The following is an 11,100-nucleotide window of genomic DNA, read 5'->3' as shown; positions in this document are numbered from 1 at the left end:
TGGAGCATCAGGCAGATGAAAACTCGGTCCCTGTTGGCATTCACCGTCGCCTGCGTGGCGATCACGGGATGCCAAGGCATCAAGGATGCCTTCAACGCCCACTCGGATACCGTCGCCCGCGCCGGTTCGCAGGAGTTGTCCGTCACGCGACTCGGCGACCTGATGGGCAAGACGCCGCTCCAGGTGCAGCCCACCAAGGAAAACGCCGCCATCGTGGCCGGCCTCTGGGTGGACTACCAGTTGATGGGGCTGGCCGCGGCCAAGAACGACTCGCTCAACACTCCCAAGGAACTGGCCGACGCGGGGCAGACATACACGATCAACATGCTCCTGCGGCATTTCCAGGCGCACATCGATAGCACACTCACCAATCAGCCGCCGTCCGAAGCCACGTACGACGCCGGTGCCGCCGACGTCTTCGACGCCCGCCACATCCTGTTCCAGTTCCCGCCCGCGGCCACCCAGTCCCAGAAAGACTCGGTGCACAAGAAGGCCATGAGCATCCTGCCGCAGGTGAACGCCAAGAACTTCGCCGAGATGGCCAAGAAGTACAGCTCCGACGGGTCCGCGCAGCAGGGCGGCAACCTGGGCGTGTTCCCGCGCCGCGAGATGGTGCCCGAGTTCGGCGACGCGGTGGCGGCGCTCAAGCCGGGCCAGATCTCCGGCCTCGTGCAGACGCAGTACGGGTACCACATCATCCAGCGGTTGCCCTACGCAGAGGCCAAGGCCGAGTACGACAGCGAGTTCACGCGGATCGCGGCGAGCAAGGCCGAGCAGGCCTACGTCGCCCAACTCGATTCGACGTCGGGCATCCAGGTGAAGCCCGGGGCCGCGCAGGCCGCCAAGGTCGCAGCGGCCGACCCTGCCTCGCACCGCAAGGACAACACCGTGCTGGCCAGCTACAAGGGCGGCAATCTGACGGTGTCCCGGTACCTGACCTGGCTCGACGGCATGCCGCCGCAGCAGAACATCACCCAGCAGATCCAGCAGGCGCCCGACTCGATCATCCAGATCTTCCTGCGCAGCCTCGCCGGCCAGGAAGTGATGCTCAAACGGGCCGACAGCCTGCACATCGTGCTCTCGCCCGCAGAGCAGACCGCGATGAGCGCCGGCTATCTCCAGTGGGTGACCGGCGGTTGGACGTCCCTTGGCGTGGATCCGCACGCCCTGGCCGACAGCGCCAAGACCGAGTCGGCGCGCGAGACGCTCGCCGCCACACGGGTCGATTCGCTGATCGCCGCCATCATGGCGGGTACGGTCCGGCCGATCGCCATTCCCACGCCGCTCAAGCTCGCGCTCGAGTCCAAATTCAGTTGGAGCGTGAACCAGAACGCACTGGACCGCGCCGTCGAGATCGCGCGCAAGCTCCGCAGCACGGCCGACTCGGCCCGCGCGGCCAACCAGCCGCCGTCGCAGGTGCCGCTCCCCGGCGCCCCGCCGGCGGATACCACCAAGACCAAGAAGAAGTAGGACGTACCCACGGCACGCCGCCGAGTGAACCTCGGCGGCGTGCCGCGGGTATCTTCCGCTCATGAAGAAGTCGCTCGCGTTTCTGCTCGCCGTGGCTGCCGCGGCTGTCCCGCGCATGGTCGTGGCCCAGGCCGCCGCCAAGCCGGTTCCCCTCGATCGCGTCGTCGCCGTGGTCGGCTCCGACCCGATCATGGAATCCGAGGTCACCCAAGCGATCATCTCCCGGCAACAGCAGGATCCCAACTTCCTGCTGCCGGCCGACTCCGCCGATTGGGCGTCGTTCCAGCTCAACCTCATCAACGGACTGATCGACGAGCGGCTTCTCCTCCAGAAGGCCAAGGAGTTGAAGATCGATCTGCCCGACTCCGTGCTCGCCCCCACCATCGATGCGCAGATCCGCCAGACGCGCGCCCGCTTTCCCACCGAAGCGCAGTACCGCGCCGAGTTGGCAAAGGCCGGGCTCGGCACTCCCGACGAGTACCGGACGTTCCTGATCGACCAGCTTCGCACGGCGCAGTTGCAGCAGGCCGCGGCCGCAAAGCTCAAACAGGACGGCCAGATCCTGCCCGTCTCGGTATCAGAGCGGGAAGTGCAGCAGGCGTTCGACGCCATGAAGGGCAATCTGCCCAAGCGGCCGGCGACCTTCACCTGGCACCAGATCGTGATCAACCCGCAAGCCTCGGCCAAGGCCAAGGCGGCGGCGTACGCCAAAGCAGAATCGCTGCGCGCCGAGATCGTGGCTGGCGGGGACTTCGCGCGCATCGCCAAGCGGGAGTCCATGGACTCCACGACGCGCGAAGTGGGTGGTGACCTGGGGTGGAACCGGCGCGGCGGCGGGCTCGTGCCGTCGTTCGAGCGGATGCTGTTCTCCGTCGAGCCCGGGCAGATCAGTCCCGTGTTCGAAACGCCCTTCGGGTATCACATCCTGCGTGTGGACCGCGTGAACGGTCCCGAGCGCAAGGCGCGCCACATCCTCATCCGGCCCGTGATCGATTCGGCCGACATCGCTCGCACGGCGCGACTCGCCGATTCCGTGAAGACGATGTGGGAACGCGGTGTGCCCTTCGACACCCTCGCCGCCAAGTATCACGACTACGCGAGCCGCGAGGAGACGTCCATCCTCACGCCGTATCCGTTCGATTCGCTGCCGCAGACGTATCAGGACGCCTTTGCCGGCCTCAAGGCCGACGACGTCGTGGTGTTCCGGATCGCCAACGCGCAGACGCCCAACGTGCCCAAGTTCGTGGTGGCCCGCATCGAGTCCTACCAGCCGGGCGGTTCCATGACCCTGAGCGACGTGCGCTCGCGACTGCGCGACAATCTGGAACAGAGCGCCGCCATCCGGCGCTACCTGGACGGGCTTCGCAAGACGGAGTTCGTGGAGATCATGCACGACGCGCTGCTGCCCCCTGCCGGCTGGAAGCCCGGCGGCGGACCGGCGCCCTGACGTCGTGCGACTGCGCCTCGCCGTCACCCTGGGCGACCCGCGCGGCATCGGGCCGGAGATCGTCGCCGCACTCCGCGCCGACCCGCGGGTAGCCGCGGCCGCCGATCTCGTGCTCGTGGGGCCCACCGGTGCCGGGCTCGACGTCGACCTCGCCGTGGGAACGTGGGCGCCCCGCCAGTCGGCCGCCAACGCGGGCCGGCTGGCGGGACTGGCCATCGAGCGCGCCGTGGCCCTGGCCCTCGCCGGCGACGTGCAGGGCATCGTCACCGCGCCCATCGACAAGGCGGCCCTGCTCGCCGGCGGCTACGACTACCCCGGTCATACCGAGATGCTGGCCGCGCTCACCGGCGAGCGCGTGGCCATGATGCTCGCCTCCGACCGGCTGCGCGTGGTGCTGGCTACCACGCATCTGGCGCTCCGCGACGTGCCGCGCGCCGTGACCGCTGGCGCCATCGCGTCGGCCGCCGCCATCACGCGGCGCGGGCTGCAGAACTGGTTCGGCATCGCCGAGCCGCGCATCGCCCTCTGCGCGCTCAACCCGCACGCCGGCGACGGCGGCCGGTTTGGCGACGAGGACGACCGCGTGCTCGCTCCCGCGGCGCGGGCCAGCGGCCTGGCCGGCCCATTCCCGGCCGATACCGTGTTCGTGCGCGCCCTGCGCGGCGAGTTCGACGCCGTCATCGCGCCGTATCACGACGTGGGCATGACGGCCATCAAGGTCGCTTCGTTCGGCAGCGCCGTGAACGTTACGCTGGGGCTGCCCTTTCCCCGCACCAGCCCCGACCACGGCACCGCGATGGATATCGCCGGACAGGGCCGGGCGGACCCGTCGAGCATCATCGCCGCCACACTGCTCGCGGCCCGGATCGCGGCGCGATCTCCGCCGGATCGCGCCGGCTAGACCTCTGCGGCCTGCCCGCGGGGCGTGAGCACCGCCAGCACGATTGCCACCAGGAACAGCGCGGCGACGTCTCCTATCATGTGGCCGTGCTGCATGGGGTCCGTCATGGACTGGTACGCCATGATCCCGGCGTGCACGAAACTGGACCACACCGTGAACCAGATAAGGCTCAGGTTCTGCAGCGGCTTCCGCGCGGCGAGCAGCAGGAATACGCCCAGCGTGGCGTAGATCCCCAGGATCATCTGGAGGTACTGCTCTCCGCCGGGGGCCCAGCTCCAGCCGGACGGCCACACGATCGTGAGTGGGTAGATGCCGAACACGAAGATGAGGCCGAACACGACGAGGGCGATGCTCAGCGCGCGGGTATTGGATGCGCCAGCCATAGGCGAGTCTCCTGGGAGGGGGGACTGAGCAGGATTGAACGGTCGGTCCACTATAAGGAGCTTCCTGACCGACCGCCACCACCCTGCTACTTGGGCGCCGCGGCCGGCTTCTTCTCGTCGCCGGCCACCTTCACGGCCAATGTCTCGATGCGCCGCCCGTCCAACTCCTTCACCGTGAACGTGGCGCCGGCCGCTGTCACCCGGTCGCCCGCCACCGGCAGGCGCCCCAGCACCCCGAACACGAACCCGCCGATGGTCGTGTAGTCGACGTCGGGCACCGACAGCGCGAACCGCTCGTTGAACTCGCCGACGTTCATCGAACCCGGTACCAGCGTCGCGTCCCCCGCCGGGAGCGTCTCGGGCGGCAGCGGCTCGTCGTATTCATCCAGGATCTCGCCGACGATCTCCTCCAGCAGGTCCTCCATGGTCACCACGCCGGCCGTGCCGCCGTATTCGTCGAGCACGATCGCCATGTGCTCCTTGAGCCGCTTGAAGTCGGCCAGCACTTCCTCCACCTCGCGAGAGCCCGGCACCACGTGCACCGGCCGCATGATCTGGCGCAGCGAGAACTCGGCCGGCGGATGGTACAGCACCGGCAGCAGGTCCTTGGCCAGCACCAGCCCGATCACGTTGTCGATCGAGTCCTCGTACACCGGGTAGCGCGACCGGTGGGTGGTCTGGACCAGCCGCAGCGTGTCGTCGAGCGTCGCCTCCGCCGGCAGCGCGTCGATCTCGGTGCGCGGCGTCATCACCTCGCGGGCGTTCTTTTCAGAGAACTCAAATACGCCCTCGATGAGGTGGGCATCCTGCGGCAGCAGCAGGCCCCCTTCCTGGCTCTGCTCCACCAGAATACGCAGTTCCTCGGGCGAGTGGACGTTCTCCTCGGCCCGGCCCGCGCCCTGCCCGAGCAGTCGCAGCGTGATCTGGGCCGACCGGTTGAGCAGCCAGGAGAAGGGCGCCGTGAGCCACACGAACGCGAGCAGCGGCGGGGTGAGCCAGCCGGCCATCTCTTCGGGGTGGTGCAGCGCTGCGCCACGCGGCACCAACTCGCCCACCACCACGTGGAAGTAGCTCACCACCGCCAACGCCGCCGTGGCGCCGATGGCCAGTCGCACGCCCACGTCGAGGCCCAGCGGCAACCCTCCCAGCCACGCCGACACGTACGGACCCAGCGTGTCCTCGGCCAGCGCGCCGATGGCCAGGCTGGCCACGGTGACCCCGATCTGCGTGGCCGAGAGTATCCGGGGCAGGTTCTGGGTGGCGCGGATGGCCAGCTTGGCCATCCAGTTGCCGCGCCGCGCCATGGCCTCCAGACGCGACCGCCGCGCCCGCACCAGCGCGAACTCGGCGGCCACGAAGAACCCGTTCAGGAACAGCAGCACGACGATTACCGCGAGGCGTATGGCCATGGAGAAAGGTAGGACGGTAGGACGGCAGGAGGGTAGAGTAGGACAGTAGGCCGGACTGTCCGAGCATCCCAGTTCCCAGCTAGCTTCCGCCTCCATGGCGCACGCGCACAACCACGACCATGCCGGCCACCGCCAATCCCAAAAACCCGGCGGCGAGACGCGCTCCAAAGGCGCCAGGGCGCTGCGGGTGGCGCTTGCGCTCACCCTCGTCCTTCTCGTGGGCGAGGCCGTGGGTGGGTGGCTGTCCAATTCGCTGGCTCTGCTCGCCGATGCCGGCCATGTGCTCACCGACGCTGGAGCGCTCGGCTTGTCGCTGTTCGTCGCCTGGTTCTGCCGCCAGCAGGGCAGTGCCGAAAAGACGTACGGCTATCTGCGTTGGGAGATCCTGGCTGCGCTGATCAATGGGGCCACGCTGCTCGGCATCTCGGGCTGGATTCTGGTGGAGGCCATACTTCGACTGCGCAATCCGGAGCCCGTGGCGGGCGGCCTGATGCTCGTGGTCGCGGTGGCCGGCCTGGCAGTGAACGCCGCGGCGGCGCTCATTCTGCACCCGGTGCACGGCCAGAACCTGAACGTGCGCGGCGCGTACCTGCACGTCGTGGGTGATCTGTTCGCGTCGGGGGGCACCGTGGTGGCGGCCATTCTCATCAGAACCACCGGGTGGCTGCCCGCCGATCCGCTCGCGTCGCTGCTCAGCACCGCGCTCATCATGCGTGGGGCCTGGTCGCTGGTGCGTGAGTCGGTGGACGTGCTGCTCGAGTCGGCGCCGGGGCACATTCCGCTGGACGGTGTGCGGGCGCGGCTCGTGGCAATTCCTGGGGTTGAGAGCGTCCACGATCTGCACGTCTGGACCGTGTCGTCAGGCCTCGTGGCGGCCAGCGCGCACGCGGTGGTGCGGGAGCCCGCGGATCATCAGCGGGTGCTGGAGAAGGCGCACGACGTGCTGCAGGAGCTGGGAATCCATCACGTGACGATGCAGCTGGAACGGACGGAGATGGACAGCCGGGATGCCGAGCATCTTCATTAGGGGCGGCTAACGGCTAGAGGCAGCCTGCTGACGGCAGGCTGAGAGGCGAGAGCTGGCAGCTGTGTACGGTCGGGATGATTGCGCCGGCGCGGACCCTTGCGCTGGGGCTCGCCGAGCTGCCGACCGCCCGGTGCCACACGGCCCCCCGATGGGGCGCAACGCCTCTGCCAGGGCGTGAGTCGTCCGTCTGGTGGTGCCAGCGTCGTAAGTCTCTGTCTCCTAACAACTTCCGTACGGAACGACATTCGCCATGCCGGTATTGGATGATGCGTCAACCACTTTCCGGAGGTCCGATGCACGGTATTTCGCGAGTCATGGCGGTGGCGGCGCTGGTGGCGGCCGTCGGCTGCAGCGGGGGGAGCCCCATGGCCCCCGCCGGCAACGGGAACACTGGCGGAAACAACGGCGGGAATAACGGGGGCAACGGGGGCAGCACCAGCAATTCGATCGCGATCGGGGACAACTTCTTCAATCCCGGCGCGACCACTGTGGCGGTGGGCACCACCGTCACCTGGACCTGGAGCACGGGCACCACGCACAACGTCACCTTCGGCGACGGTACCTCGTCGGGCGACAGGAGCAGCGGGTCGTACACGCGTACGTTCAACAGTGCTGGGACGTTCAGTTACCAGTGCACGATTCACGCGGGGATGGCGGGGACGATCACGGTGATGTGAAAGCTCAGGAGCGTGGAGGGGGTGAAACGGCGGAGCGGGGCGCGGATCCATGATCCGCGCCCCGCTCTTCACTTGGGTCGGCGCACTGGCGCGACGTTCACGTCGCGCCGTGCGCTACGTTCGCCCGCTCCGACCGGCCTCGTTGCTCTCGTGCTTGGGGTCCTGCTTTTCGCCCCGGGGTTTCTGGTACTCCTCTCGGTCGGCATAGCCATAGCCGCCGAGTACTTCGCCACCGCGCATGTAGTCATGACCGTACCCGCGTCCGTGCGGATAATCCATGCCAGCGGTGTCGCCGGACTGGTGCATGGTGTCACCTCCTCCGATAGCGTGAAGCCTGTGGGGGGAGGATGCGGGATTGGCGGAACGAGCGCAAGAGGGGAGTGGAGAGTTGGGACGGTAGGACGGTAGGACCGTAGGACGGTAGGAGTGAACGCATGAATTCGATGGCGAACGGTGTCCAACGGTACGGTGGTTCGGCCACTCTGTACCAGGTTGAAGCATGCAGAATCCGCGCAATCTCAAAGTCACCAACGAGGCCATGGCGCTCGCCGTTCTCACCTACCGTGTCACCACCGCATTCCCGGCGAGTGAACGGTTCGGCCTCTCATCCCAGATGCGTCGGGCCGCTGTCTCCGTGGGCTCCAACATCGCCGAGGGGTGCGGCCGCTCCGGCAACGCGGCGCGACTCTCGTTTCTTCACATTGCGCTCGGCTCAGCCACCGAGCTGGAATTCCAGCTCGCCCTCGCCTTGCGGTTGGGTCTCGGCCGCCCGGCCGATTTTCCGGCGTTGTCCTCGCAGTCCTCGCGGGTCAAAGGCATGCTCACCCGCCTCATCGTCGCCCTTCGCCGCCGCCCCAATACACCGGCGGATTGAAGTCAATGGCAGTTCCCGTCCTACTCTCCTACCCTCCTACCCTCCTACGCCCACCAGGCGTCCAAATCTCTCCTCCATCGAGACTTGAACGAGCGCCGCGATCTCCACTAAGTTTCAAGGCTATGGAAATTCGTAACATCGCCATCATCGCGCACGTCGATCACGGCAAGACGACCCTCGTCGACAAGATGCTCCGACAGGGGGGCGCCTTCCGTGACAACCAGATAGTCCAGGAGCGCGTGATGGATTCCAACCCGCTCGAGCGCGAGCGGGGCATCACGATCCTTGCCAAGAACACCTCGGTGCACTGGCTGGGCACCAAGATCAACATCGTCGACACGCCGGGCCACGCCGACTTCGGTGGCGAGGTCGAGCGCATTCTGCGCATGGTGGACGGCGTACTGCTCGTGGTCGATGCGTTCGACGGCCCCATGCCGCAGACGCGCTTCGTGCTCCGCAAGGCGCTCGCCCTGGGGCGCGTGCCCATCGTGGTCATCAACAAGATCGACCGGCCGGGTGCCGACCCGGTGCGCGTGCACGACGAGGTGCTCGATCTATTCATCGAACTCGAGGCCGACGACGATCAGCTCGACGCCCCCGTGGTCTACGCCTCGGCGCGCGACGGCGTGGCCACGATGGACCTGGACGTGACGCCGGTGGACCTCAAGCCGCTGTTCGACGCCATCGTGGAGCACGTGCCGGCCCCGCCGCACGACGCCGCGGGGCCCTTCCAGATGCTCGTGTCCACCATCGACTATTCGCCGTACCTGGGACGCCTGGGCATCGGGCGTGTGGAGCGCGGCACGGTGCATCTGGGTGACCCGGTGATGCTGCTGCCGCTCGATCCGGCCCAGAAGAGCGACCAGGCACGGGTGACCAAGCTGTTCGCGTTCGAGGGGCTGGAGCGCGTGGAACTGCAGGAGGCTGCGGCCGGCGAGATCGTCGCTCTGGCCGGCCTCGAGAACGTCGAGATCGGCCTCACCGTCACCGACCTCGAGCATCCCGACCGGCTGGCTGGTATCGCCGTGGAGGAGCCCACGATCTCGGTGGACTTCCTGGTGAACAACTCCCCGTTCGCGGGTCAGGATGGCAAGTTCGTCACCTCGCGGCAGGTGCGGGAGCGGCTGTTCAAGGAGCTCGAGCGCAACGTGGCGCTGCGGGTCGAAGACACCGATTCCACCGATACCTGGACCGTGTCGGGGCGCGGCGAACTGCACCTCTCCATTCTCATGGAGACCATGCGCCGGGAGGGGTACGAGTTCCAGGTGTCGCGTCCGCGGGTGATCACCCGCGAGGGTCCCAACGGTGAGCGGCTTGAGCCGTATGAAGAATTGGCCATCGACGTGCCCGAGGAATCGCTGGGCATCGTGTTCGAGAAGCTGGGGCCGCGTCGCGCCGAGATGATCGAGATGAAGAACCCCGGGCAGGGGCTGGTGCGGTTGTTGTACCGGATTCCGGCCCGCGGATTGTTCGGCTATCGCAGCGAGTTTCTGACGGACACGCGCGGTGTGGGCATCATGCACCACCGGTTCCTGGACTATGGTCCGTGGGCGGGTCCGCTGGAGGGCCGCAGCCGTGGTACGTTGGTGTCCATGGAGGGTGGCGCGATCGTGGCATTCGCGCTCGGCAACCTGCAGGAGCGATCCACGCTGTTTGTGAAACCCGGCGACCTGGTTTACGAAGGGATGATCGTGGGCGAGAATTCACGTCCGGGCGATATGGACGTCAACCCCACCAAGGAAAAGAAGCTGACCAACATGCGGTCCAAGTCAGCGGACGACCACATTACCCTCGAACCCCCCCGGGAGTTGACCCTGGAAGGCGCTCTTGAGTATATCGAAGACGACGAATTGATCGAGATCACGCCGGCGAGCCTCCGGCTGCGCAAGCGGTATCTGAGCACGTCGGATCGCAAGAAGTTGATGCGGGGCGCGAAGCGAGAGCGAGCTTCGTTGTAGGGGAGTAGACGAGTAGGAAAGAGAAACGGCAGATGGTCGTCGTGGTACTTCAACCCTCCATGGAGAGTCGAGCAATGCTGGCCGAGTTCGGTTCGTCAGACGAGCAGTTCGTTCTGCGCCAGAGAAAGAATGACGATGAGCCCGATGAGTTCGGGGATGATGACCTGGAGGCGGACGACGTCGACGCTGACGACGACGACGACTTCGACGATGACGATCTCGACGACCTCGACGACGACGATGATGATCTCGACGACGACGACCTCGACGACGACGATGATGATGACGACGACCTCGTAGATCTCGACGACGAGTACGACGAGTTGGACGTGGACGACGACGAGCACCCCACGCGGCCGGGCAAGTACGACGAGTGAACGAGCGATGCGGGGCGCGGTCCGGACGAACCGGTTCGTGCTTCGTCTGTGGTTCGCACCGCGGCCAGGGTGCGAAATCGTTGACCGAGGTGGGGGGCGGGGCTAGGTTTCACGCTCTTGCAGGGCCTGTAGCTCAGTTGGTTAGAGCGCACGCCTGATAAGCGTGAGGTCAGAGGTTCAACTCCTCTCAGGCCCACTTCTATCTCTCGGCCGCATCGTGACTTAGGTGCGGCCGAGCTTTTTGTGTTACCACGGTAACAATAGCGGTAACAAACGTCGGCCGGTGGTTCCGCCCTTCCGCTGCTTGTGCGGCCGCGAATCCGGTCGCGCGAATGGTGGTAGGCGGAGTGGCAGGTCAACTACGGTGTGGAGGCGCCCCCACGTTCACCCGGGTCTCGCCATGCCGAAGCTGCGCCGGTACGAAAACGATAAGGATGTCAAACCCCGCCTCCGGGCCCGCAAGCGTGGGGGCCCCGTCGCGCGGTTCTACGCCGACTTCCGCGACTTCAAGGACGTCGGCGGGGACTGGGAGAGCCTCGTCCCGTCGGGCGAGAACCGCGCCACGACGGAACCCCAA

General features: G+C 66.9%; 11 protein-coding genes and 1 tRNA gene. 9 read left to right on the top strand and 3 right to left on the bottom strand.

Features of this window, described 5'->3' with window-relative positions:
- The first annotated feature begins 15 nt into the window (after positions 1-15).
- The 3 genes from VNF92_09760 to pdxA all read left to right on the top strand — a co-directional run bounded on the left by VNF92_09760 (position 16) and on the right by pdxA (position 3,818).
- A complete protein-coding gene (locus tag VNF92_09760; protein HVA58162.1) occupies positions 16-1,470 on the top strand; it encodes a peptidylprolyl isomerase in 1,455 nt (484 codons plus the stop codon).
- A 61-nt stretch (positions 1,471-1,531) separates the two neighbouring features.
- Positions 1,532-2,917: a peptidylprolyl isomerase gene (locus VNF92_09755; GenBank protein HVA58161.1), complete on the top strand. Its 1,386-nt coding sequence runs from the start codon at positions 1,532-1,534 to the stop codon at positions 2,915-2,917.
- Between the two features lie 4 nt (positions 2,918-2,921).
- On the top strand, positions 2,922-3,818 hold the full coding sequence (gene pdxA, locus VNF92_09750) for a 4-hydroxythreonine-4-phosphate dehydrogenase PdxA (protein ID HVA58160.1): 897 nt from the start codon (positions 2,922-2,924) through the stop codon (positions 3,816-3,818).
- Here pdxA and VNF92_09745 read toward each other — a convergent pair.
- Together VNF92_09745 and VNF92_09740 are read right to left on the bottom strand one after the other, a co-directional pair.
- Complete coding sequence (locus VNF92_09745; protein ID HVA58159.1) at positions 3,815-4,201, bottom strand: DUF6632 domain-containing protein; 387 nt, start codon at positions 4,199-4,201, stop codon at positions 3,815-3,817. The two genes, pdxA and VNF92_09745, sit on opposite strands and share 4 nt — an antisense overlap.
- 86 nt (positions 4,202-4,287) lie before the next feature.
- Positions 4,288-5,610: a hemolysin family protein gene (locus tag VNF92_09740; GenBank protein ID HVA58158.1), complete on the bottom strand. Its 1,323-nt coding sequence runs from the start codon at positions 5,608-5,610 to the stop codon at positions 4,288-4,290.
- Positions 5,611-5,704: 94 nt separating this feature from the next.
- Between VNF92_09740 and VNF92_09735 the strand changes: the two genes are divergently transcribed.
- Together VNF92_09735 and VNF92_09730 are read left to right on the top strand one after the other, a co-directional pair.
- The gene (locus tag VNF92_09735) at positions 5,705-6,637 is read left to right on the top strand and encodes a cation diffusion facilitator family transporter (GenBank protein ID HVA58157.1); all 933 of its coding nucleotides are present in this window, start codon (positions 5,705-5,707) and stop codon (positions 6,635-6,637) included.
- Between the two features lie 293 nt (positions 6,638-6,930).
- A complete protein-coding gene (locus VNF92_09730) occupies positions 6,931-7,314 on the top strand; it encodes a plastocyanin/azurin family copper-binding protein (GenBank protein ID HVA58156.1) in 384 nt (127 codons plus the stop codon).
- Positions 7,315-7,428: 114 nt separating this feature from the next.
- On the opposite strand, the gene VNF92_09725 is transcribed toward VNF92_09730, so the two are convergent.
- The gene (locus tag VNF92_09725) at positions 7,429-7,620 is read right to left on the bottom strand and encodes a hypothetical protein (protein HVA58155.1); all 192 of its coding nucleotides are present in this window, start codon (positions 7,618-7,620) and stop codon (positions 7,429-7,431) included.
- 193 nt (positions 7,621-7,813) lie between these two features.
- Here VNF92_09725 and VNF92_09720 point away from each other — a divergent pair, with 193 nt between their 5' ends.
- The 4 genes from VNF92_09720 (at position 7,814) to VNF92_09705 (ending at position 10,719) form a co-directional block, all read left to right on the top strand.
- A complete protein-coding gene (locus tag VNF92_09720) occupies positions 7,814-8,188 on the top strand; it encodes a four helix bundle protein (GenBank protein ID HVA58154.1) in 375 nt (124 codons plus the stop codon).
- A gap of 122 nt (positions 8,189-8,310) precedes the next feature.
- Complete coding sequence (gene typA / locus VNF92_09715; protein ID HVA58153.1) at positions 8,311-10,146, top strand: translational GTPase TypA; 1,836 nt, start codon at positions 8,311-8,313, stop codon at positions 10,144-10,146.
- A gap of 74 nt (positions 10,147-10,220) precedes the next feature.
- The gene (locus tag VNF92_09710) at positions 10,221-10,523 is read left to right on the top strand and encodes a hypothetical protein (GenBank protein ID HVA58152.1); all 303 of its coding nucleotides are present in this window, start codon (positions 10,221-10,223) and stop codon (positions 10,521-10,523) included.
- 122 nt (positions 10,524-10,645) lie between these two features.
- Positions 10,646-10,719, top strand: a tRNA-Ile gene (locus VNF92_09705).
- The last annotated feature ends 381 nt before the right edge of the window (positions 10,720-11,100 follow it).

The organism is Gemmatimonadaceae bacterium, assembly GCA_035533015.1.
In the GTDB taxonomy this organism is placed as follows: Bacteria; Gemmatimonadota; Gemmatimonadetes; order Gemmatimonadales; family Gemmatimonadaceae; genus JAGWRI01.
This window is presented reverse-complemented; position numbering and strand designations above follow the sequence as displayed.